General features: G+C 39.3%; 21 protein-coding genes. 3 read left to right on the top strand and 18 right to left on the bottom strand.

The genetic code is table 11. From position 1 onward, the window contains the following. Window positions 1–7: 7 nt before the first annotated feature. From BR73_RS0121895 to BR73_RS0121910, 4 genes are read right to left on the bottom strand one after another with little or no spacing between them, the layout of a single operon-like run. Window positions 8–949, bottom strand: a complete 942-nt coding sequence (locus BR73_RS0121895) for a BtrH N-terminal domain-containing protein (protein WP_033168004.1) — start codon at window positions 947–949, stop codon at window positions 8–10. After that, entirely contained in the window at window positions 946–2151 is a 1206-nt protein-coding gene (locus BR73_RS0121900) for a phenylacetate--CoA ligase family protein (RefSeq protein ID WP_033168005.1), read from the bottom strand. Before BR73_RS0121900 ends, BR73_RS0121895 begins: the two co-directional genes overlap by 4 nt. Beyond that, entirely contained in the window at window positions 2145–2450 is a 306-nt protein-coding gene (locus tag BR73_RS0121905) for an acyl carrier protein (RefSeq protein ID WP_033168006.1), read from the bottom strand. Before BR73_RS0121905 ends, BR73_RS0121900 begins: the two co-directional genes overlap by 7 nt. A gap of 49 nt (window positions 2451–2499) precedes the next feature. Next, complete coding sequence (locus tag BR73_RS0121910; RefSeq protein ID WP_033168007.1) at window positions 2500–4005, bottom strand: class I adenylate-forming enzyme family protein; 1506 nt, start codon at window positions 4003–4005, stop codon at window positions 2500–2502. A gap of 635 nt (window positions 4006–4640) precedes the next feature. Between BR73_RS0121910 and BR73_RS0121920 the strand changes: the two genes are divergently transcribed. Beyond that, window positions 4641–5219, top strand: coding sequence for a hypothetical protein (locus tag BR73_RS0121920; RefSeq protein WP_033168009.1), 579 nt, complete (start codon window positions 4641–4643; stop codon window positions 5217–5219). A 166-nt stretch (window positions 5220–5385) separates the two neighbouring features. Here BR73_RS0121920 and BR73_RS0121925 read toward each other — a convergent pair whose 3' ends face one another. The 6 genes from BR73_RS0121925 to BR73_RS0121945 form a co-directional block, all read right to left on the bottom strand. After that, window positions 5386–6150 (bottom strand): ABC transporter permease, encoded by a 765-nt coding sequence (locus BR73_RS0121925; RefSeq protein WP_033168010.1) that lies wholly within the window; start codon window positions 6148–6150, stop codon window positions 5386–5388. Further along, window positions 6151–6912, bottom strand: coding sequence for an ATP-binding cassette domain-containing protein (locus tag BR73_RS0121930; RefSeq protein WP_033168011.1), 762 nt, complete (start codon window positions 6910–6912; stop codon window positions 6151–6153). Window positions 6913–7176: 264 nt separating this feature from the next. Then, window positions 7177–7365: a cysteine-rich KTR domain-containing protein gene (locus BR73_RS28450; RefSeq protein ID WP_081848834.1), complete on the bottom strand. Its 189-nt coding sequence runs from the start codon at window positions 7363–7365 to the stop codon at window positions 7177–7179. 25 nt (window positions 7366–7390) lie between these two features. After that, on the bottom strand, window positions 7391–7741 hold the full coding sequence (locus BR73_RS0121935) for a DUF1048 domain-containing protein (protein ID WP_033168012.1): 351 nt from the start codon (window positions 7739–7741) through the stop codon (window positions 7391–7393). A 132-nt stretch (window positions 7742–7873) separates the two neighbouring features. Further along, window positions 7874–8221, bottom strand: coding sequence for a DUF1048 domain-containing protein (locus BR73_RS0121940; RefSeq protein WP_033168013.1), 348 nt, complete (start codon window positions 8219–8221; stop codon window positions 7874–7876). Next, on the bottom strand, window positions 8218–8544 hold the full coding sequence (locus tag BR73_RS0121945) for a PadR family transcriptional regulator (protein WP_033168014.1): 327 nt from the start codon (window positions 8542–8544) through the stop codon (window positions 8218–8220). Before BR73_RS0121945 ends, BR73_RS0121940 begins: the two co-directional genes overlap by 4 nt. Before the next feature lie 804 nt (window positions 8545–9348). On the opposite strand from BR73_RS0121945, the gene BR73_RS0121950 reads away from it, so the two are divergent. Further along, window positions 9349–9933, top strand: a complete 585-nt coding sequence (locus tag BR73_RS0121950; protein WP_033168015.1) for a TetR-like C-terminal domain-containing protein — start codon at window positions 9349–9351, stop codon at window positions 9931–9933. A 123-nt stretch (window positions 9934–10056) separates the two neighbouring features. Continuing rightward, a complete protein-coding gene (locus BR73_RS0121955; protein ID WP_033168016.1) occupies window positions 10057–11832 on the top strand; it encodes an oleate hydratase in 1776 nt (591 codons plus the stop codon). 110 nt (window positions 11833–11942) lie between these two features. On the opposite strand, the gene BR73_RS0121960 is transcribed toward BR73_RS0121955, so the two are convergent. The 8 genes from BR73_RS0121960 to BR73_RS0121995 form a co-directional block, all read right to left on the bottom strand. Then, a complete protein-coding gene (locus tag BR73_RS0121960) occupies window positions 11943–12647 on the bottom strand; it encodes an SMI1/KNR4 family protein (protein ID WP_033168017.1) in 705 nt (234 codons plus the stop codon). A 42-nt stretch (window positions 12648–12689) separates the two neighbouring features. Next, window positions 12690–13145, bottom strand: coding sequence for a MarR family transcriptional regulator (locus tag BR73_RS0121965; protein WP_033168018.1), 456 nt, complete (start codon window positions 13143–13145; stop codon window positions 12690–12692). Window positions 13146–13216: 71 nt separating this feature from the next. Continuing rightward, entirely contained in the window at window positions 13217–14653 is a 1437-nt protein-coding gene (locus tag BR73_RS0121970) for a DHA2 family efflux MFS transporter permease subunit (protein WP_033168019.1), read from the bottom strand. A gap of 167 nt (window positions 14654–14820) precedes the next feature. Beyond that, entirely contained in the window at window positions 14821–15420 is a 600-nt protein-coding gene (locus BR73_RS27805; protein WP_051685485.1) for a MarR family transcriptional regulator, read from the bottom strand. A gap of 406 nt (window positions 15421–15826) precedes the next feature. Then, entirely contained in the window at window positions 15827–16279 is a 453-nt protein-coding gene (locus tag BR73_RS0121980) for a chemotaxis protein CheX (RefSeq protein ID WP_033168020.1), read from the bottom strand. Between the two features lie 357 nt (window positions 16280–16636). Continuing rightward, a complete protein-coding gene (locus BR73_RS28455) occupies window positions 16637–18292 on the bottom strand; it encodes a chitobiase/beta-hexosaminidase C-terminal domain-containing protein (RefSeq protein ID WP_033168021.1) in 1656 nt (551 codons plus the stop codon). A gap of 76 nt (window positions 18293–18368) precedes the next feature. Continuing rightward, window positions 18369–20327, bottom strand: coding sequence for a glycosyl hydrolase family 18 protein (locus tag BR73_RS0121990; RefSeq protein ID WP_033168022.1), 1959 nt, complete (start codon window positions 20325–20327; stop codon window positions 18369–18371). 942 nt (window positions 20328–21269) lie between these two features. Next, on the bottom strand, window positions 21270–23702 hold the full coding sequence (locus BR73_RS0121995) for a hypothetical protein (protein WP_051685486.1): 2433 nt from the start codon (window positions 23700–23702) through the stop codon (window positions 21270–21272). Window positions 23703–23770 lie beyond the last annotated feature (68 nt).

Raw genomic sequence — 23770 nt, forward strand, 5'->3', positions numbered from 1 at the left:
CCCTCCGCTAATTCAGTTTCTGATTCATGGAAATTGCCAGCTCTTCTTCCCTGTCAGCCAGCTGCAATACACCAGTTGCAAATTCATGAACTGCCTCTATGCTGCGTTCACCTCTGGCAATACATACCAGTATTTCCCTGGTGCTTTCCCATCTTTCTCCGATGAGATTCATTTCCCCGGACCACTCCTCCATAAAAGGTTTATTGTAATTAACTGCAAGATAATGCAGCAGCTTAGCGTAATTTTTTCTTCGAAAAAACACCTCTGCCAGCTGCATGAAGAGGGGACAGTTATATATCAGCATTTCAAAATTCTCAAGCTCCTTTGTGAGATCCAGATTGTCAGCGATTTCATTTGCAAAACCACGCATATTGTTAAATGCATGATGCTCTTTTTTCATTAGTTTTTTTACTGCCTTACCCACCAATACTTCCGGTACAATAACCGGTTCCTCCACACAGCAGGAAGTGATACACTTTGCTTTTGACAGGTAAAATAGTTCTTTCTTAAAAATATTAATTTTACGATTCCAATAGGGATCGATGACCCCAATAGTTCCCTCATCCAACTGCTCCACGGCAATGATGAAATGTTTCAAATGAAGCTTTTGATAAACATTCGTCCAAGGCACATAATATCCATCCAGCCATAAAACTACCGGACTATCCTTTTGCAGACTGGAGGTTAACAGGGTATACTGCTTATCCATAGCTGAGGTAAAATGATATTTAGATTGAATGCCATGGTTTATCTCCAGATTCCTCCAGGCATTATATTCTCCTGCTTCTATCCGATTACCGATCTTTGTTCCATCACCGGAATAGTAAGAAAAATCCCAGGCATCCGCAAACATTAACATATGTTCCCGATGATAACTGGTGGCTAAGCATTCAAGCACATCTTCAAGGCAATTATAGGTATCCGTATGCTGTGGTTTGAACGTATTCATGGCATCCTTCCTTCCGATTCTTTTATGTGTGAGAAAAAAATTTTCATTTTACCAGATTGTAGAGGGGAAATTACACTGACATACTCATAATGAACCCTAACATCTTTTCCAAGACCGCTTTTGATATGTTTGGTCATTATCTCTGACATCTCTTCCCTAAACTCTTGTCCCTTTTGAATCAGGACAAGAAATTCCTTTAAACCTGTCTGCTCCACACGGAAGCCATCCACGCAATCTCCATAGCGCTCAATTAGTTTATAGATACCTCTCTTAAAAAACAGTTCACCTAATACATCCTCTGTGCCAACAATAATATCCGCTGTTCTCCCGCCAAACAAGGTTATGATCTGGGAGGTCTCCCCGCATTCACACTGTTCCATGGTTACCTTTCCATAATCCTGGATATTATATCTTACCAGCGGCATTAATTTATTATAGAAACTTGTTATAGTTATCTCACCAATCTCAGGATCCTCGAATTGCTGCTTTGGTTTTCTGGTCTCAACATAAAATAAATTATTCTGGACATGAAGCTTCCCGCAGGGACATTCATATGCAATGCACCAGCTTTCAATAATTCCGTAATGATTAATGGTCTTTGCACCAAATACTTTTTCTACGAATTCCCGCTGTTCTTTTGATGCATATTCACCTGCTAATTCCAGAAACTTAATACTTCCATAGGAATACTCTGCTTCACCTGCTTCAATCAGTTTTGCATATCTTTCAAAGCTGGAAATAGGACCGGACAACCATCTTGGATTTTGCTCCATTAACCGCTTGAAGCATTTAATCATATTGTTCTTCTCGAAGTTCAGCAGATTTCCGACTTTCCGATATGTACTTTTATCATAGAGATAAATATAATTATTGATATCTGCCTCTTTATCCCATTGATGCCTTCTTTTCCAGACATTAATGCCCGCAGTGGTCCGTTCCGCACTTGTTTTTACGCAATTAACCGGCTTTCCGGTAGACCCGCTGGTAAATTCGCTGAATTGGGGCAAGTCAAGTTTTGACAGGTATTCATTATAATGTTCTCTGATGTCTTGTTTCGTTATAACCGGTAATTTATAGAATATATCTTCTATGTCACTTTCTAAATTAATCTTGCTTTTTTGAAATAGCTCATGATAATAGTCATTCTTCACATCCAGGAATTTTAGCAGCTTACGTATTTCTTTTTCCTTTTGGGTTAACACCTTGAATCACCTGTTACCGTCTTTTCAATAAATCCTTTCAATAATCCATAATTTTGCACAAGCTCGACCAGAGAATCTTCATTTTCAATGGTAATAGCAAATTCCTCTTCAATTCTGCTGATTAATCGTAACACCTGAATGGAATCAAATAATAAATCATTGATAAGATCTGTCTCCTCTTCAATATCCTCCAAATCAATTCCGATTCTCATAGTACTTAAAATAATCGTTTTCAATCTTTCATCAACTGTATTCATTCTTATACCATAAATATTGCAGGTAAGCTGCAATAATGCCATAAATTAATAGGCTTTAGTCCCCTATACCTGGCAACCCCTTCTATATTTTTTATACTTCCTCAAAAACCTGTTTTCGCATAATTTTGTTACTCAATGTTTTCTTAAGTTCCTTTACCTGATATATCTTCCCCGGAACCTTATAATCTTCTAACGCTTTTTTACAGTGCTTCAGAACCTGAAAGAGATTTAATGCTTCCTCCCCGTCAGAGACAACATAAGCAATAATCTCCTCACCCACCAGTTCGTCTGCTTCTCCTCTGACCAGCACTTCTTTCATTCCCGGATACCCCATCAGGACAGCCTCTATTTCTTCAGGATAGATATTCTTACCACTCTTGATAATCATATTATCCTTTCTGCCTTTTACATATAGATAGCCCTCCGCATCCAGCCAGCCCAAATCCCCTGTAAGCAAATATCCGTCAGCCAATACCGCCTTTGTCTTCTCTTCATTCTTGTAGTATCCCATCATAACATTCGGTCCTTTTACGCAAATTTCCCCTTGCTCAAAGGCCTTTGCTTCTCTTTGGTCAACCCTTATCTTAACTTCTACTCCTTTTATGGGAACACCGCTGGAGCCCTCTTTGGACAATAACTCCTCCCGCTTAATATAAGTCACTCTTGGCGCGGCTTCTGTAAGTCCGTAGGAATATATTAAATCCACTTCAGGAAATTTCTCCGCTAATTCTCTTATTTTATGGATAGCCATGCTTGCACCGTAAAAATTAATGATGCGCAGGGATTTCATATCGAAATTATTAAATTCACTATGGGTTATCATAGCAGTTAAGATAGTGGGAACACCGAACAGGACGGTAATCTTAAACTTGGAGATTGCCTCCATTATGTTGGCTGCCGTAATAAATCCTGTCTGTATATGGAGTAAGCAGCCGTTATGTATCGATACCAGCAGCTCTCCTGTAATGCTTGAGGAGTGATTGATATTCTTCATCAGTAATATCTTCTCCTCACTGGTCAGAGATAAATATTCTGAGATTGCTTTTACATTACTTATGATATTGTTGTTTGAGAGCATAATACCTTTCGGAAGATTCGTAGTACCGGAAGAAAATAAAATAATACCGGGGCTGTTGCCTCTGTAATATGGCTTGTCTGTTAATACAGGTTTATAATCAACCGTCTCTATTGTTACAGAACTGCCAGTATCCTCTATGTAAAATACTTTTTCCAGATGATTTACCGACTCTTCTAAGGCAAGCTCTATTTTGTTCTTATATTTCTTCAAGGTAAGAATGCACCTGATTTCATAATGCTCAATAATACTTTTCAGTTTGCTTTCTCCCATATTCATATACAATGGAATAATGGTCCCCCCTGCTTTGTTGATTGCAAAGAAGCTTTCCACAAACTCCATACTGTTGTCCATTGCCAGGAGGATATTATTATCTGCTGTCCCTTTGTATTTTTTTAATTCGTCCGTTATGAGCTCAACCATATTGCTTAATTCCGAATAGGCTTTTGTGCTGCCATTACATATAACCGCTGGCTTGTTACCCCACTTTCTTACCGCATCCTCTAATAGGTCATAGATCATTATCTATCCTCCTCACAATATCTTTGCTTGAAATGGTTAATCCTGATTTGGTTGCCAGTCATATATCCTGTAGAATTGTAAATACCCTTTACGATAAGTTATACAATTCTTAGCTGTATATTTTTTCCTTTTATAATTCTATCTTTATCTCCACTATTTGTCAAATATATTTTGTTTTATTATCCCTTTATGTGGCAAATTATGTATTTTAAGTAAGGAATTTATCATACATTCTACTTATGGAACTTTCTTATTTACATAAAAAAGCTTAAATTTCCGCTAAGCTTAATCATAAACGATATAGAGGGACTTTAATGTCATTTTTCCTTGTTAAATGATAAAAACAAAAAATAATTACATAAATTACAAATATATACTATAATTTACTTATGCTATACTGTTATCTTAATATAATGAGGAGGGATTAGAATGGCTAAAGCCTATAGGTCGAAATATCCTGAAATCCGAAAAAATATGGTGTGCCTGACAGTCTTCGCAAGGAATGGGATAATAGTAATTATAAATCTCTTAATGATCCGAGCGTTACATATTATGATTACTATCTGCAAGAAGTTGAACGCGATGCCCGTGCATTTGCAGCAGTATCCAGACCATCCAATTAAGGAGTATATCTAATGAAACCATACATTTTTATTGTCATACTGGCAGTAGTCGTTATTATTGCTTGTTTGGTGGGAACCAATATTATTGCCGAGAACAATAAAGCTAAAAATGGAGAAAAAGAATTGAAAGAATACAATAAAACCCTGGAACTGGTTAAAGATATCAATCAAAACAGCGATTTCGGCGGATTAGAGCTTCTGGGTTTCTCAAGCAAAACAGGAAAAGACCAGCAATCTGAAGGAGCTTCTGATATTCTTCCTGACTTTGCGGAAGAAGCTAAAAATGGTGTTGAAGGGATTTATTTTAATTATCCCTATGATAGTAATGACTACCGCCTTGCAAAGATCAGTCTAACAACAATACCATATCATATTTATGGTATAACCATAGGACAAACCCTAAATGATGTAACACCTCTTTTGAAAGAAAAGGGGTTTACCGAACATGAGAAATCCTCCGAAGCTGACTCTGATTTTTTCTTATATCGGCAACATCATGTAAGTATTTCCCTAAAGATTAGTAAAGATACCGGAACCATCAGTACAATCATTGTTTCAGTTTATGATAAGCTGGATAATAGGGTTTATTAATAATAAAGGCAGAGAGGTTATGGAATAAATATAGTACTCCACCTCTCCGCCATTTTATTGTATTTTTCTAGTGACTTAACTGTTATTTTCTATTCCTTAGATCTTTTTCGGCAATTCCAAAATAAAAATAAATCTCAGGTCATCATCCAGGACCGGTATTAAAACATTACAGTCTTTTATAAATTCTTATCGCAAAGATATAAGCAACAACAATTATTGCCAAACACCAAGCAAGGGCTGCCCAGATATCATTTCCTACCGGCTGATTTTCCAGTAAATTACGGATAGCTTCTACGATAGGTGTTACAGGCTGATTTTCAGCAAAAGCACGTATTACAGAAGGCATAGTATCTGTTGGTACAAAGGCAGAACTGACAAACGGCAAAAATATGATTGGATATGAGAATGCTCCTGCCCCATCCGGTGTTTTGGCCGCAAGCCCTGCTATAACAGCAATCCAGGTTAAAGCCATCGTAAAAATTCCCAGAATTCCAAATACCCCCAGCCATTCCAAGATGCCTGCCATAGAACGGAAGCCCATAAGCAATGCAGCAAGTATAATCACTAATACTGATATACCATTTGAAATCAATGATGTTAATACATGCCCCCATAGAACAGTAGAACGGGCAATGGGCATAGAGTGAAAACGCTCGAAGATACCACGCTCTTTATCAGTAAATAAACGGTAAGCTACATAAGCTATTCCACTGCCGATAGCCATTAACATTATACCTGGTAATAAATAATTGACATAATTTCCTGTACCTGTCTCGATTGCACCTCCAAATACATAAACGAATAATAGCATCATTGCAATGGGTGTGATACAAACTGTAATTATTGTGTCCATACTTCTGAAAATATGGCGCATAGAACGACCAAACATAACACTCATATCTTTAAAAAAATATTTGCTTCCGGATTCCATTTATTTCTCCTCCTTTTTACCGATAATTGATAAAAATATTTCTTCTAAAGCAGGTTGTTTTTCAACATATTCAACTTTTACAGGCGGAAACATTTTTTTTAGGCCCTCCAGTGTATCCATAGCAATGATTTTTCCTCCATGAAGAATAGCGATTTTATCAGCAAGCTGTTCGGCTTCCTCTAAATATTGCGTTGTTAGGAATACTGTAGTCCCTGCTGCTGATAGCTCCTTGATAAGCTTCCAGACTTCCAGGCGTGCTTCTGGGTCAAGACCTGTTGTTGGCTCATCCAGGAATATAACCTTTGGATTTCCCACAAGGCTCATTGCAATATCGATTCTTCTCTTCATACCTCCGGAGTAAGTACCTACTCTGCGGTCTGCTGCCTTCGACATATCAAAACGCATAATCAACTCCTCTGCTATCTGCTTTGGATATTTCAGATGTCTAAGTCTTGCAATCATTTGAAGATTCTCACGACCAGTCAAAATATCATCAATAGCGGCATACTGGCCGGTAAGACTGATAAGTCCTCTAATTGCCTTTGAACTTTTTTCAATATTAAAACCGCCTATATTTACACTTCCTGCATCTGCTTTTAGCAAAGTAGCCATAATTCTTATCAGCGTTGTTTTTCCAGCACCATTGGAACCCAGTAATGAAAAGATACTTCCCTGCTCAACCTCCAAGTCCACTCCTTTTAGTACTTCTACCGTTTTGTAACTTTTTTTGACCCCTTTAATTTGAATAATATTTTTATCCATTTTCTTTCCTCCTCGTATTATTAGCATATTTTTTTTACCAATTTTATGGTATAAGCTATACTTGTATTAGATACTGTAGACTGGTTAAACCTCCTACCAGTTGATGGTTTTCAAGGTATCCGACCACAGTCTCTTTGTTCATTTATTAATAAGCTAAATACCGCCTGGCTCCTTATGCAGCCAGGACATGATAAGCAATAAGCCCCCTGCCCCTTGGCTTATGGTAATAAAAAGAGAGCCGACAACAGTGATTTCACTCACATATTATCGGCTCTGCGTCTTAGCGTCTGGCTCTTTGATAACTGAGATATTTAATTGTTTTACATTGATTATTGTTTCCTGCTTACACTTGGGACAAAATAGCGGGAAGTTTTCAAGCATGGTATCATTACGTATCTTAAGTCTTGTTTTGCTGCCGCAGACAGGGCATAATATCCACTCGTATTTATACATTTTGCACCCCTTGCAATATTCTCTTCTACTTTGTTTTATCTATTGCTTTTTTCATTGCTTTGCTAACTTCCTGGTTAACCGATTCCTGATAGATGTCTGCATAAGTTTTTGAATCTTTGATTAGATCGTCGCAAAAAGCTGCCACATCATTTCCCGTCACTTCGAGCACGCCTTTCCCCATGGCTGCACCTTCTGTAAAAAGATCAATAATCCCCGATAGCAAACCTGTCCCTTCATTTATCTCTACAGGGCCAACCTTAAACAAATATTTCTGAATCTCTTTATATACAATCTGATAATCCTGGGGAAGCGCTTTGACACGGTTCATGTGCGCCTTCCATTCCCTTTTACCTTCAATAATTTCTTGTATACTCATATAATTAACCAATCCTTTCTTAAAGCTTGCAAACTTTGGGCTGCAGGCAAAAATTTACGTATAAAATGTCCTTCTTTTCGTATGAAATTTGCTTTTTTTCATATAAAGTATCCTGTATTTCACACAATCCTTCTATTTACCTAACTTTTTAGTAATAGTATTATTAAGCTGCTGGCGCCACTTGTCACGATAGGATTTTGCTTCTCCTTCACCGACCAATGCGTAACAGAAACCCTTGATATCCTCTCCTAAAACCTCCTGAACACTCTGACCGTCTGCCGCCGTTTCTTCGAGCAGTCCAAGCACTCCCTCAAGAATTGGCATAAGATTGCGGCCGGAGAAATCGGAGTGTGTCCAAAGATTTGTTTTAACTTTTTCCCATGCTGCTTGAAAATCAATGGGCAGCTTTGCAGCTCGTTCTTCAAATATTTTCATTTCTTTCGTCATGTCACTTCCTGTGATTTTCTCCCAAAAATTCATTGTTCTTTCTCCTTTAGCTCATTAATTCTTGATGATACAAAATTCCATCTTTCCCAAAATTTTCTCAGTTCCTCCCGTCCCGCATCATTGAGGGTGAAAAACTTTCGGGGTGGACCCATATCGGATGGTTTCTTTTCTATATCTACAAGCTTATTCTTCTCAAGCCTCACCAAAATGGTGTAAACTGTCCCATCTACAACATCCGAAAATCCCAGTGCATTCAGCCGCTTTGTGATTTCGTAACCATAGATTTCCTCGTGGCTGATGATTTCAAGAACACAGCCTTCCAGTACACCCTTTAACATTTCTGTGATATTTTCCAATTTAATCACCTCCAGTATTCAGGTTTCAGGTTTCAGGTTTCAGGTTTCAGGTTTCAGGTTTCAGGTTTCAGGTTTCAGGTTTCAAGGTTTCAAGGTTTCAAGGTTTCAAAGTTTCAAAGTTTCAAGGTTTCAAGGTTTCAAGGTTTCAAGGTTTCAAGGTTTCAAGGTTTCAAGGTTTCAAGGTTTCAAGGTTTCAAGGTCTCAAGGTTTCAAGGTTTCAAGGTTTCAAGGTTTCAAGGTTTCAAGGTTTCAAGGTTTCAAGGTTTCAAGGTCTCAAGGTCTCAAGGTCTCAAGGTCTCAAGGTCTCAAGGTCTCAAGGTCTCAAGGTCTTCATGTTTCAGTATTCTTTACTCTGTTATTTTGATATTCTATAATAATCATTACAACTATCAAACAATACCGAAATACAGAATTGCGTATCACTACTATTCAGTAATACAGATATTCAGTATTACTTATTACTACTATATAGTATCACATATTAGTGGTATTGTCAACATGCTATATTTAACTACAAACAAAGATAATATAAAAACTGATTTACCTCAAAAATAAAAACACCCCACAGTTTGCAGCTTATTAAAATACCCTGGTACATGCAGGCACGCTGCCAAACATTAAGCATGAACATCCCTTTGAGCCAAAAGGAAAATGCCTCAATTTAACCAAAAATTTTTATTTTTCTATTTCCACCTTAATTCCGATGGTAGATTTTAGCAATTTATGGTATGATAACTATTAGAGTAATTACTCTAATAGAATTTATTTAGTATTAGTCAGACACCACCAAGGAGGTTTCTTAGAATGTCACAGATAACAAAGAGAGCCTTAGAAGACTCCCTCAAAAAACTACTGCTTCAAAAACCACTAAGCAAAATCACCATTTCTGACATTGCAAATGATTGTGGCATTAATCGCATGACCTTTTATTATCATTTCAAGGATATTTATGATTTAATTGAATGGATCTGTATAGAAGAAACGGCAAGAGCAATTAACGGTAAAAAAACATATGAGACCTGGCAGCAGGGTTTTTTGCAAACCTTTCAAATGGTTCTTGAGAACAAGCCATTTATTTCAAATGTTTATCATTCTATCAGCAGAGAGAAAATTGAAGACTACTTCTATGCAATAACTTATGATTTGCTGATTGGAGTTATTGAAGAAAAAGCAGCCGGCATGAAGGTTTCGGAGGCAGACAAAAAGTTCATAGCAAATTTTTATAATTTTGCCTTTGTAGGCCTGCTTATGGACTGGATCAAAAAGGATATGAAGGAAAATCCACAATTAATTATAGATCAACTTAGCACTTTGATTCATGGAGAAGTATCACGAGCATTAGAAAAGTATCAAAATAAGAAAACTTATCAAATCCATAAAAATGATTAAAATATATACAGTATTGCCTACATGATGTAAATCTTATCAATGTCAGATGATTGATTATTGTAGTAATTTCAGCAAATAGTACAATAGTGAGTGAAAGAAATCATAAAACTGGAGGTAATCACTATGTATTATTCTAAAGGAAATTATGAATCACTTGCCCGACCGGAAAAACCCAAAGGTGTAGAATCTAAATCAGCTTATTTAATCGGTTCAGGTCTCGCTTCACTTGCTGCCGCAGCTTTTCTTGTTCGTGACGGACAGATGGAAGGCAAAAGAATCCATATCTTAGAGAAGGATTCTCTCGCAGGTGGTGCCTGCGATGGATATGAATATGACAACACCGGATTTGTGATTCGCGGTGGTCGTGAGGTGGATAATCGCTATGAGTGCCTGTGGGACTTATTCCATTCCATTCCTTCCTTGGAAGTCGAGAATGCCAGTGTGTTGGATGAGTTCTATTGGCTCAACAAGCATGACCCAAACAGCTCTCTCATGCGCGCAACAGTAAACCGCGGCGAAGACGCCCATACTGACGGTAAATTTGGTTTATCCGACAAGGGCACCCAAGAAATCATGAGGCTGTTTTTTACCCCGGATGAAGCTCTGTATAACAGACGTATTTCTGAAGTATTCAGCGAGGAGGTTCTGAATTCGAATTTCTGGTTGTACTGGCGTACGATGTTCGCTTTTGAAAACTGGCATAGTGCTCTGGAAATGAAGTTGTATATTAAACGTTTCGTTCATCATATTGGCGGTATGCCTGATTTCACAGCGGTACGTTTTACAAAGCTGAACCAGTACGAATCCATGATCCTGCCATTAATCAGGTATTTAGATGCCCATAACGTTCAGTTCCATTACGGCACCAAGGTGGAGAACATACAATTTGACACCAAAACCGATAAGAAAGTCGCTACCCGTATAGATATTATCAGGGATAATCAGAAGGATCATATCGATTTGACCGAAGACGATCTGGTGTTTATCACCAACGGTGGTTGCGTTGAGAATTCCTCTATCGGTAACCAAAACACTCCCGCTGCTTTCAATCATGAGCTCAAACAAGGCGGCGGCTGGGATATGTGGCGTAAAATAGCGGCTCAGGATCCGTCTTTCGGGCACCCGGATAAATTCTGCTATGATGCAGAGCAAAGTAATTGGATGTCTGCAACTGTGACGACCTTAGACAACCGCATTCCTCCTTATATTCAGAACATCTGCAAACGTGATCCCTTCAGCGGTAAAGTCGTTACCGGCGGTATCGTAACCGTTAAGGACTCCAACTGGCTGCTCAGCTGGACCTTTAACCGCCAGCCTCATTTCCGTAATCAGCCCAAGGATCAGTTGGTTGGCTGGATTTATGGTTTATTTACCGACAAGCCCGGCAACTATATCAAAAAGCCTATGCGTGATTGCACCGGTAAGGAGATCTGCATGGAGTGGCTGTACCACCTCGGTGTTCCGGAAAATCAAATTGAGGATATGGCAGAGAACAGTGCTAACACCGTGCCTTGTATGATGCCCTATATAACTGCCTTCTTCATGCCCCGCGAGGCCGGTGACCGCCCTGCCGTTATTCCGGCTGGCAGCGTTAACTTTGCTTTCCTTGGTCAATTTGCTGAAACAACACGTGATACAATCTTTACTATAGAATACTCTGTCCGTACAGCTATGGAAAGTGTCTACACACTTTTAAATATTGACCGTGGTGTACCAGAAGTATGGAGCAGCACTTACGATATTCGTGATCTCCTCAATGCAACCTCAACCTTAAGTGATGGTAAGAAGCTTACAGATATCAATCTTGATCCTAATGTTAAGGCAGCCCTTGGAGAAGCACTTAAGAAGATTGCAGGCACAGATATTGAAAAGTTATTGAAAGAATATCATTTGATTTAGTTATAAGGTCAAGACAGAATCTAAACTAATGAAACTTTGCTTCTTAATATAAAAAGGCTGGCTCTTAATTTAGGAGAGCCAGCTTCTTCTTTCTCTATACCACTTGAGTCCTATACTTGAAATCCAATAACAATCCATTCATCAACATAACGCCAGAAACTAATATTATATTTAGGTTGAGTTTTGGCTGACCAAAATGTAGCATTATTTTCTTCACAGTTGGCAACATCAATTACTACATATGAGCCCATACCATTGCTAAAGAAACCAAAAGATGTGTTCAAGTCAATTTGCATAGGTTCCTCTAACTCATCGATAATACTCCACTCCAGATCATCATTCCCCAAATATGTGACTGATGCGATGGGTACCAATCCCATTGATTCACTGGCATAATAATAAAATCCGTTATGAACATTTTGGTAGAAGCTTTTCAGTGAAACAGGAACCTTATCCCAGCGTTTCTCTAATTCGCTATTCTCAAACTCATCTAGTGGATTTCTACCTTCATAATATAAAACATCGCCATTAGGATTTCTAACTGTATACAGGATGGAATATATATTGTTACATTTCATAACTTCGATTTCCTCAAGAAATTCAGATAAGTAGGCTATTGTATTATGCAGTTCAGTACCTATATATTTTCTCCAAAGATTTAAAAGCGCTTCTTTTCTATCATTTATATTCTCCTTGTTGAATATTTCACGCCAAACTTCTGGTATTAAGCCTTCTTTAATATTTCTAACTTCCTTACCAGATACCAGGCAAATTTCTTCATTATATTCTCTTAAATAATTTAATTTTTGTTCCATATGATCAATCCCTTCTTTTCTAAAGGTGCAAAATACTATCCTCTATATATGCGAATTTTGGCCGACATTTTCATAAACTTTTTTCAAAAATCCTAAAAAAAGTGATTTTTCATCTTCTGAAAGACCAGCCAGTAAGGCATCTGATATCTCATTCAACATATACATTGTATCTTTCATCACATCCGTGGCTTTTTCAGTAAGGACGAGGTGCATGGTCCGACCATCCTTTATTCCTGAACCCCTGACAATAAAACCATTCTTTACCAGACTGTTTAACAAACTGGTAACAGAAGGCCCTGAAATCTGCATTGCCTCACTTAAATACTTTCGACTAATTTCATGACCTGTTCTTTGACCGCCTTGTATATGTCCCAAAAGGCGGACTTGAGGTTCTGTGACATGATAATAGGTGAGTTTTTGATCAATTTGGTATCGTAGAGCGTGAGCAATATTCTTTATATAAAAATCATGATTTGGGATACGTGTGTTATTGTCCATGGTGCACTCCCTTTCAATTAGGTTTATCTCTACTTATTGTATCCCAAAAGTAATATAGTGTCTACTGTCTACTACTCTACTCCTTCTTCTAAAGAAATTGATTTGGGCATAAGCCATACAAGGCAAAGACCAATTACAACTATGGCAGCTACAATTAAAACGCAGTATTCCATAGCCCTGCTATCACCTACTGTACTCTGAAGATGAAAGAAAAGTGTTACAACGACAGCAGAGCCTATTGCTGAAGCCAGTTGCTGAATAGCACTCAATGAACCACTTGCACTGCCGGCTTCATCCTGAGCAAGATCACCGAGAGCTACATCGTAAATACTGCTGAAACAAGCCCCCATACCTGCACCAATAATCATAATAGCCGGCGCCATCATTAGTGCTGTAGCCGTAGCTCCTTTTAAAAAGAGGGTAATCCAGAGTACAAAAGCACCAAACAGTGTTAAGCCAAGTCCGATCACGACAATTTTACGCCCCATTTTATTTAAAAGTGGTCGGCATACAGTCGAAGAAATGACAATACCAATTGCCATTGGGCAAAGACCCAGTGCAGCTTCATAAGCAGACAAATGCAGTACCATTTGGAAAAACAGAGAAATAACATATGACAGGCCACTTACTGCTGCAAAAAATGCAAGACCTAACAGCATACCAGAGGTAAATCCTTTATTCTTGAATAATTCCGGCTTAATGAGCGGGTTAGAAGCATGTATTTGTCTAAATGCAAATGCACCTAGAAACAAAATTCCTGCTAACAGGCTGATAACAGGTACTATCGTCCAACCTGCCACTGGACCTTCATTCAATCCATAAATTAATCCCAACATAGAAATTCCAAGCAATAAAGTCCCTATGCCATCCAACTTTTCCTCTGAGTTAGGCTGATCATGGGGTAATAATTTAATTGCAGCAACCAATCCTATAAGACCAAGAATTATGTTAATAAGAAACATAGGTCTCCAGCCAAGACCTCCGATATTCGCCTGAATGATAAATCCAGCCAGAATAGGGCCAAAAACGGAGGATATGCTCATAATCGGTCCAAATACACTGACAGCACGAGGAAACTGCTCACGTGAAAATGTCGCCATTAGGATGCTCATCCCCTGTGGTATCAGCAATGCGCCAAAACCACCCTGTATCAAACGACCCATGATAATCATAGTCGGATTGACAGAGAATCCGCAAAAAGCCGATGCCAGTGTAAATCCAATAATTCCAATTAAATATAAACGCCTCTTTCCATACCTGTCGCCCAGACGTCCTCCAATAACCAGTAACACTCCCATAGCCAAAGCATAAGCTGCAGTGAGCCATTTAATCAATAGTTCTCCGCCACCAATACTTTGCACAATGGAGGGAGCGGCTATATTGGTAATGGTTGAATCCATAAGGTCAAGAACATCCGCAATTATAACGACCATTAGAATCATTCTTAAACGAGGCGTCAGACGTGATGGGTCAGAAGCTTTTAGTGAGTTTGAATTTGAATTTTTCATAAGATTCTCCTAATTTGATAAGTTTGATAGGTAGAATTCTACCTATTTTAGTTAAATAATGTACCAACTAAAATATAGTCAGCATCTTAATTGGTACAAACACTTCTCAGATAAGCTATTGGTATAACAGTAAAATAATGTTTTTCTTTCTTACCCACATAAAGGACTTAAAATCTGAAGTTCTTTCTCCATTCTCCCCTCGGGCCTCCATGCTGTCTTCCCTTATGGCCATGATGTGAGAATCCTTCGGAATCCATTTCAGGGAAAGCACCCCCAAACGGCATCTCTCTTCCTGAAAATTCATCCCCATTTTTCGTGAGAACATCTTCCATGGAAAGAATCAGCTTGTTCAAAAGCTCAGAAAGCTGTGTTTTATCTTCTTCAGACAGACCCGCACACCAGGTTTCAGCCGCCTTCTGCCTTGGATTGATTAACTCTTTTTCGAACTCTCGCCCTTTTTCGGTTAAATATACATTAATGACCCGCTTGTCATTTTCATTTTGACGACGTTCTACATACCCATTCTTTTCAAGCTTCATAACAAGTTCTCCAAGTAAAGAAGGGCGGATATCCAACTTTTCTGTAATTTCCGTTTGTGTCATGCCATCCTTTTCTGCTAAGATTTTCAGAACAATCCCTTGTGCACGACCAATATTATTTTGAGCATCCGGATTTTTAAAATGGTGCTCGCTGTGAATCAGCCTGTGAACCAAATTTGTGCAACTTCGTATTTGTTGTAACAGTGTATCAGAGATATTTTCATTCATACAGGTTAACTCCTTTCGTTTTTTAAGGTACCTTATAATCAAAAGTATAAATCTGAATTTCATTATTGTCAAGATGTTTTTTAAGGTACCTTATATTATTTTTCTAATATAATTGAATGAATAAAAATCTCTGCTTTTTATGATTAATTGCTAGTAAGCATATATTTGATAAATTGAACTTGCTCAATATAATTAAACAATTTAATAAGAAAATCATTATCACTTTAATACTTTTATTATTTATTACCATAATATATCTATAAACGACAAAAAAATATGTATCTGTCTAATAAAAAATAATTTATTAGATAAACAGATGCATCCATATAATATTTTATATCCTTATATCAGTATCAATTTCCATACGGTATGCTGCAACATTTTTCTTATTTAAACTTACCTGATCTTATATATTCAACCCAATATTAAGTTCTATTTTCCCAAGATCAGTCTCAAAATCAATGGCAATAGTTTCAAACCCGTTAATCTCAGCATTTTCAAAAATAACTCTGGGAGGATTAATCTTTGCTGCTACCCCAAAGGAAGACAGTTTTGTTGCCGAAGCTCCAGCTATCATGCTGGATATTTCACCTATTGCACTTTTAGCCATATCATCCATAAAAGTAATACTCATACCCATCATCATAATTGATGCTAATTTTTTTGCAGTATCCAGAGGCATTGAAAGAGCTATATCCCCCTGTACTGCCCCTTGAAAGCATATAATTGTAGATACGTCTAAATTCACGTGCATCTTATTTTTCTTTTGAATATTACATCTTTTAATATTATTTACACCGAATTGTTCCAAAGTAACATTGAAAGTTTCTAAAATAGTATTTATATACTTAACATCCATAATAGCACAAAATCTCCTTTTAGCCTGCCGCATCCCTAAGTTTCACGGTTAGTTAATTTAAGTTATTAACTGTTCCTACTATGATTAATACTCCTAATTTGGCTTATTTATTATATTTCGACATTTCATGAGATTAATATTACAAATCACAGACTATATACCTATGAAAATAGGATGATAGAACTAGCTTAATTCATAATAAACCACTAAATATTATTTAATCAAAAATAACAAAGCCCATGCCCCTCTCTGGCATTGACAGAAATGGGTATAAGCTTTGCTATTATGATTTATCTAATATACTTTTAAATAATTAAACGAAAACCTTTTGTAATATACCTGAAATCACATTATCAGTTACGGAAGAGTCTTTAATTTAGCACTGACTGAATTTGCAAATTCATAATTGTTACTGGCATCCCAATTAATTGACCAGGTCATTGCTCCGCGAAGTGTCGGATATGTCCTTGGTGGTTTGTAGGAACCGCCGCCGGTACCGGTTGTCAGACAATCAAGGGCAGAATTCACAACACTGGGTGATACATAGCCGCTTCCGGCTCCTCTTGTGGAAGCAGGCAGTCCAAGTCCAACCTGGTCAGGACGAAGTCCATTCTCCAGCTGAATGGCTGCCAGAGCTGTCAGGAAGTCAACACTTCCCTGGTAATATACCTTTCCATCCTGCCCTAACATACTTCCTGAGTTATAATACTGTGTATTCACTACCGTCAGTATATCCTTGATATTTAAAGCCACCTGAAAATAACCGGAGTTTACAGACTGCATATCAAGAGTCTGAGGAGCCATTGTAATGATTAATCCTACTCCTGCCTTTGAGGAAAGCTGGCGAAGTGCAGAGGTCATGTAGGTTGCATCAATACCATTCTCTAAATCAATATCAACACCGTCAAAACCGTATTTTACCATAAGTGCATATACACTGTTGGCAAAATTAGTGGCTGCAGAGGCATTGTTTACACTTACCGTACCGGTTTCACCGCCTACGGAAATAATTACCTTCTGACCCTTTGTCTTGGCTGCTGCGATATCACTGATAAACTGCTGCTCTGTATAACCTCCCAGCTTGGAAGCAAGGCTGGAATCCAGTGCGAAGGTGACTTCACCGGCATTGCCTGTTGCTGATGCAAATGCCACTGCTATAATGTTATAGGTCTGAGGTACATCGCTGATTTTTAAACATTTTGCTCCATTATCAAAGTTCTGCCAGTATCCTGTCAGAATATGAGCAGGAAGCCCGGTTTGGTTCTTTGATATGGTATAAACTGCCGTAGCAACAGCTGAATCCTTCAAACCTGAGGCTGTTGCATAAGCCTTTACAGTAGTTGTTGCTGTAAGTGCTATGGCACCGGTATAAACCTTGGAGGAGGCTGTCGGGTTGGTGCCATCTGTTGTATAGCGAATGGTTGCATTGCTTGTGGAACAGGTTAATGTCACATTCAGATTCCCGTAATAAGTTCCTGCTGCCGGTGTGAATACCGGAGCTGAAACGGTATCCGGCTTATTAATGGTATATGTGGCAGAAGCTGTCTGCGAGTCATTCATACCGGAGGCAAAGGCTTTTGCTTTTACTGTGGCAGTAGCCGAAATGGTTATTGCACCTGTATAGGCAGTGGAAGATGCCGTAGGTTCATTACCATCTAAAGTATAACGGATGGTGCTTCCGGCCGTAGAGCAGGTAATCGTCACGCTCTGAGAGGCTGTATAAGTCCCGCCTGCCGGACTAAGTACCGGTGTTGCCACTGTCTGAGTCTCCCCGCCGTTGTACAATCCCCAAAGTGCCGGTACAACCGGCGGCTCCCAGCCGGTCAGTGCTGTATGTGCCTGTATACACTTGTAGTTACTTCCGCTGTAAGAAACAATATCATTGACTTTATATGCTGTTCCTGCCTGCCAGGCGGGATAAGCTGCTTTTACAACAGCATTGGATGAAAGGGAAAATACCATCACCAGCATGATTATAATAGCTGTTGCTTTTACCAATTTAATACTCTTCATATAATCTCCTCCTATAAGTTAAGCCCAAAGCCTACTTTTCTGATTGTTAGGAATCTTCTTATTTCATACAGTATAATTATTGAACCAGTCTCCATAATGCCGGGACAATATCGGGAGTCCATACGGATAAGGCTGTATGCGCCTGAATACACTGATATGTCTTTCCATTATAGGTTACCAGATCCAGGACCTTATAAGCGGTGCCGGCTGCCCAGGCATTTGTCTGAACAGAGCTGATTGTATAAGTCTGGGTAACGGTTGCAGAATCAGACATGCCGCTTACAAATGCCTTTGCCTTTATAGTAGTGGTAACACTTACTGTAAGAGCAGATGAATATAAAGCAGAGTTAGCGGCAGGTTCAGTTCCGTCGGTAGTATAACGGATTTGTGCTCCGGAAGTGGCACAGGAAATAGTAACTGCCTGAGCACTTGAATATGTCCCTCCAGCCGGGCTAAATACCGGGGAGGCCACTGTCTGACCAGTGCTTATCGTATAAACAGCTGTTGCCGTTGCAGAATTATTCATACCGCTCTTAAAGGCTTTTGCCTTAATGGTTGTTGTGGCACTTACCATAAGCGGTGAAGAATACAGAGAAGACGAAGCCACAGGTTCTGACCCGTCTGTGGTATAACGGATCTCTGCACCGGAGGTGGCAGCGGTTATCGTTACAGTCTGCGCACTGGTATAAATACCGGCTGCCGGCTGAAAGACCGGGGTTGCAACAGTCTGTGTAGTATTTCCGATTAGTTTCTGATGGGCAAGGGTAGTTAATTCATAGTCACTGGTATCCCCAGAGATTTCCCACAGAATCAATCCGCCATATCCATTGCTGTTAATATAATCACATCTTGCACTTAAGGAAGTGGTGTCCTCATAACTAAGAACAATTCCCTGAGCAGCGTTATATAACCAGGGGGTTTTGGTATAGGTATCATCACGGTATTTCACATAACCACCCTGGTTCTCCATGGTCTTTAAGGTGAAATACGGATACTGCCCTCCGGGTGATTGAGGGTTATCCCAAGTGCCTGTTGCTGCACCTGTGGCTGTTCCATACATACCGTTTACTCCTCCGGTAACACCCTTCCAGCCTCTGGAATAATACGGGGTTCCAACATACAATTTTTCAGCGGGTACCTTATAAACCTGCTGCAAGGTCTTCATAGCAGCGTCGGTATTATACTTATTCTTAATATCAACCGGTGCAGTCGCTGAGGGGTCATTGGGATTTGCATAGAGGGGCGACTGATGATTCGTTGTAGTCTCCCAGGCTCCGTGCATATCATAAGTCATAACATTTAACCAGTCGAGATATTGTGCATATACATCCGGTTCCTGCAGTGCAAGCTTGTCATAACCGGAGGGTACTGCAATTGTCAGGAGCTTACCGCTTAAACCATTGTTGTTATAAGCCTGGCGTATTTCACGAAGAAGGGAAGTAAAATTCTGTTTATCCTCCGGTCCTCCCGGGCAGCCTCTGTCATACTGGTCATTGGGGTCTGCCGTTCTGTTAACGCCGGGGTATTCCCAGTCCAGATCGATTCCGTCAATAAAAGGATACTTTTTCAGAAAATCTACTATACTTTGAATGAATACTGCTCTGCCAGAGGATGTCAAGGCCATTGCATGGAAGTTCTGCCCTCTTGTCCAGCCGCCGACAGAGATAATTACTTTTACATTGGGATAAAGGTTCTTGTAATACTTATACTCTCCGAAATGTCCTCTCAGCTGGTTGGCATCCCACCCTTCCGAATGCTCCATCATCTTATCAAAATCAGCAAAAGTATCCGTAGATGCCAGCTTAAAGGAGGAATCCACTTCAAAAAAGGCGTGGTTAATAACCGTTACCTTATCCCAGGGAATCATGCCGACTGTCATAGAGCGGTGGGCACTGTTATAAATTCCCCAGTTAGGGAAATAAGCAACAATGTTTTTCCCCCCAGCAGCCTTTACAGTGCCGGTTCCTGCCGGTATCATTGTTACCAATAATGCCAGTGACAATAATACCCCAATTATCTTTTTTAACTGTTTCATAAATTAACCCCTTTCTCTTTTTTATATACTCATCTTGGCAATTCATAACACCCCGATATGACCTGCTTCTCAAACTCCAGGCCAGATCCCCCCTTCCTATCGAGTATTGGTTATTATGAACTGTCAGGTAAGCCGAAAGAAAAATATTATTCCATGAAAAAGAAACCTATCTGATATACCTTGTAAATTATTTAAACAGGCAGTATCACAGGATATTTTATTATTGCAAATTCGTCTTTGAATAGGATTGAAATACAAATAGAATCTCTACGAGCAGGAAATAAGAAGACCTGCAGCTAAGCTTCCATATTAATTAACCGTATATCCGTTTTATGAGAGTCCTTCTACATGCAAAATCTCTCTTGAGGATCTGTCTTATCAACAAGGTTAAGAAGTATAATAACTGCTGCCGGCCCAGGAAAGTATCGAAAAATATATTTTTTAGATTAATTTTATTATAATATGTTTACAATCAAATGTAATTGTATTATTTTGCTTTTTTTATTCATTTTTTGGCATTTTTTAATGTAATATATCATTATTAGGTATTATTACTTAGATACATTATTAGAGTATCATTTCTTAGATTTCATTTCTTAGATATCATTACTTAGATTTCATTTCTTAGATATCATTTCTTAGATTTCATTTCTTAGATATCATTACTTAGATTTCATTTCTTAGATATCATTTCTTAGATTTCATTTCTTAGATTTCATTTCTTAGATTTCATTTCTTAGATTTCATTTCTTAGATTTCATTTCTTAGCTATCATTACTTAGCTATTATTACTATTACGATTGCTCTAAACAAAATCTTTTTTACTGCCCCTTGCGCCTGGCTAGGATTCCCTGCCCAACCATGGATTTCAGTAAGACTTCCATACATCCTGCTTTCACAGCTGGATGTATGGAAGGATATCAGATATAACAAAACAGGGAATTATACAATAATCAGATGCTTTTCTCCATCATCCTTTAAAAAAACTCTGTTACCCTGAATTAAGCTGCCATCTGCTGTGATTGTTTCCGTTGTCAGTATTCCCTTGCTTCTGCTCTCAACCCTGATTTCATAAAGGGAATTTCCATACTTATATTCAACGGTGTATTCACCGAAACTTGACGGCGTGGCCGGATCGATAATCAACTCCTCTCCCTCTTTCCGAATGCCCAGAAACCAGCATAACAACCCCTGGTACATCCAGCCTGCAGACCCGGTATACCAGCTCCAGCCTCCTCTGCCGGTATAAGGCGGACTAAGGGAGATATCGGCTGTCATTACATAAGGTTCTTTCTCATACCTGAGTGCATCTTTTCTGTTCTGGGTAATGTTAATGGGATTAAGTATGGAGAACAGGCTTTGAGCCATGTTACAGTCATGCAGCATGGAGGTGGCAATTGCCAGCCAAACTGCCGCATGGGTATACTGCCCTCCGTTTTCCCGTATGCCGGGGATATAATTTTTGATATAACCCGGATTTTTACTGGTCTTATTAAAGGGTGGTGCTAAAAGTAAGGAAAGAGCTTCCTCCTCCATTACTAAATACCGCCATGCCGACTGCATTGCAGTTTTTGCACGTTCTGTTTTTGCCCCCTTTGATATTACGCTCCAAGACTGACTGATGGAATCCAGTCTGCATTCATCGTTTTCCTTTGAGCCAAGTTTCGAGCCGTCATCATAAAAAGCCCGAAGATACCACTCTCCATCCCAGGCATGTTCTTCGATGTTTTGAAGCAGTAGCTCCCGTTTCTGTTCCAGTTCCAGACCATAGGCTGTGTCATTTTCCTGATTGCATAAAGGTATAAAATCACCCAATACAGTATATAAGAACCAGGCCAGCCAGACACTTTCTCCCTTCCCCAGCATTCCTACCTCATTCATACCGTCATTCCAGTCTCCGCCTCCCATAAGAGGAAGCCCATGTTCTCCGAAACAGGTCCGCTCTATGGTTTTTTTACAATGTTCGTATACACTTTCGGAAAGCTCAGAGATTTCCGGCGTAAACATTACATCATGCTGGTCTTCTCTTAGTACCGGTCCTTTTATATATTGTACCTTCTCCTTTAAAATCCCAGTATCTCCGGTACTTCGAATATAAGCGGCTGTGCAATAAGGCAGCCACAGCAAATCGTCGGATATTCTTGTTCTTACCCCTATTCCCATAGGGGGATGCCACCAATGCTGAACATCCCCTTCCTCAAACTGTCTGCTGCAGGCAATTAGTATTTGCTTTCGTAAAATACTCGAATCCGTGAAGAGAAGTGAAAGGGTATCCTGAAGCTGATCCCGGTAGCCATAAGCTCCTCCGCATTGATAAAAACCGGCTCTTGCATTAATACGGCAGGATACCGACTGATAGAGCAGCCATCCGTTCACCAGGATATCTGTTGCCCTGTCCTTTGTCTTTACCTGAACTGCCCCAAGTAACCTGTCCCAGTAAGCCTTCACCTTATCAAGCTCATTTCCGGCAGCTGTTATATCTTTGTATTTATATCTTATTTGTTTTATTTCGTTCAGGTCACTGCTCTGACCGATTCCAAACACTACCGTTTTGCTTTCCCCGGGTTGTATTGCAACAGATACCTGGATTGCTCCGCAGGAATCATAGCATACACCAGTATTACAGGACAGTTTGACTTCCGCTCCCTTGGGTTCTCTAATATTGCCCTTCTGCCCCAGAAACTCCTGCCTGTCGCCGGTATAGCCGACAATCATCTCACTGGAAAACAAATAGGAAAAGCTGTTCCCAAAATTCAGGGTATAGATGTTCTTTGCGTATAAATACTCATGCTCATTGTCATAAGTGGTCAGAATATAAGGATTGGTATTCTCCCTCTGTGTACCTAAGACCCATTCCACATAATAGGTAAGGCTTAAATACTTTACTTTGTCTGAATTATTTTTCAGCTTGAGATTCCATAACTTAAGTGATTCGTCCAAAGGAGTAAAAACTGTCAGTTCCTGGTCTATAAGCCCTTCTTCATGTAGGAATCTGCTGTATCCAAAACCATGCCTTACCCGGTAAGTTCCCCTGTCAGCTCTCCCCAGGGACATTGGTGTCATCACCTCACCGGTTACTTCATCCAGAATATAGATTGCCTCAGAGGCTCTGTCACTTACAGGGTCATTGGACCAGGGTGTAAGTTTATTCTCCCTGCTGTTGATACTCCAGGTAAAGCCTGCACCGGATTCTGATATCTGGAAACCAAAGTTCTTATTAGAGATAACATTAATCCAGGGTGCCGGGGGCCTGTTATTACCCTCCAGCAGAATTTCATACTCCCTGCCCTCACAGGCAAATGCTCCGAAGCCGTTAAAAAACTCATAGTTCTCTTTTTCTTTCTCCTCTATCGTTGGTGCATATGCTGTATCCAAAGCCTCTTCCTCCTTAAACCAAAAGCTCCCTTGTATACCACGAGCCGATTTGTCCTAGCTGCCCATAT

It is taken from the genome of Clostridium sp. KNHs205, from assembly GCF_000702945.1.
In the GTDB taxonomy this organism is placed as follows: Bacteria; Bacillota; Clostridia; order Lachnospirales; family Lachnospiraceae; genus Anaerocolumna.

Coding starts and splice junctions, on each gene's coding strand:
- BR73_RS0121895 (WP_033168004.1), bottom strand. CDS start 949: ATGAATACGTTCAAACCACAGCATACGGATACCTATAATTGCCTTGAA.
- BR73_RS0121905 (WP_033168006.1), bottom strand. CDS start 2,450: ATGGCATTATTGCAGCTTACCTGCAATATTTATGGTATAAGAATGAAT.
- BR73_RS0121910 (WP_033168007.1), bottom strand. CDS start 4,005: ATGATCTATGACCTATTAGAGGATGCGGTAAGAAAGTGGGGTAACAAG.
- BR73_RS0121920 (WP_033168009.1), top strand. CDS start 4,641: ATGAAACCATACATTTTTATTGTCATACTGGCAGTAGTCGTTATTATT.
- BR73_RS0121925 (WP_033168010.1), bottom strand. CDS start 6,150: ATGGAATCCGGAAGCAAATATTTTTTTAAAGATATGAGTGTTATGTTT.
- BR73_RS0121930 (WP_033168011.1), bottom strand. CDS start 6,912: ATGGATAAAAATATTATTCAAATTAAAGGGGTCAAAAAAAGTTACAAA.
- BR73_RS28450 (WP_081848834.1), bottom strand. CDS start 7,365: ATGTATAAATACGAGTGGATATTATGCCCTGTCTGCGGCAGCAAAACA.
- BR73_RS0121935 (WP_033168012.1), bottom strand. CDS start 7,741: ATGAGTATACAAGAAATTATTGAAGGTAAAAGGGAATGGAAGGCGCAC.
- BR73_RS0121940 (WP_033168013.1), bottom strand. CDS start 8,221: ATGAATTTTTGGGAGAAAATCACAGGAAGTGACATGACGAAAGAAATG.
- BR73_RS0121950 (WP_033168015.1), top strand. CDS start 9,349: ATGTCACAGATAACAAAGAGAGCCTTAGAAGACTCCCTCAAAAAACTA.
- BR73_RS0121955 (WP_033168016.1), top strand. CDS start 10,057: ATGTATTATTCTAAAGGAAATTATGAATCACTTGCCCGACCGGAAAAA.
- BR73_RS0121960 (WP_033168017.1), bottom strand. CDS start 12,647: ATGGAACAAAAATTAAATTATTTAAGAGAATATAATGAAGAAATTTGC.
- BR73_RS0121965 (WP_033168018.1), bottom strand. CDS start 13,145: ATGGACAATAACACACGTATCCCAAATCATGATTTTTATATAAAGAAT.
- BR73_RS0121970 (WP_033168019.1), bottom strand. CDS start 14,653: ATGAAAAATTCAAATTCAAACTCACTAAAAGCTTCTGACCCATCACGT.
- BR73_RS27805 (WP_051685485.1), bottom strand. CDS start 15,420: ATGAATGAAAATATCTCTGATACACTGTTACAACAAATACGAAGTTGC.
- BR73_RS0121980 (WP_033168020.1), bottom strand. CDS start 16,279: ATGGATGTTAAGTATATAAATACTATTTTAGAAACTTTCAATGTTACT.
- BR73_RS28455 (WP_033168021.1), bottom strand. CDS start 18,292: ATGAAGAGTATTAAATTGGTAAAAGCAACAGCTATTATAATCATGCTG.
- BR73_RS0121990 (WP_033168022.1), bottom strand. CDS start 20,327: ATGAAACAGTTAAAAAAGATAATTGGGGTATTATTGTCACTGGCATTA.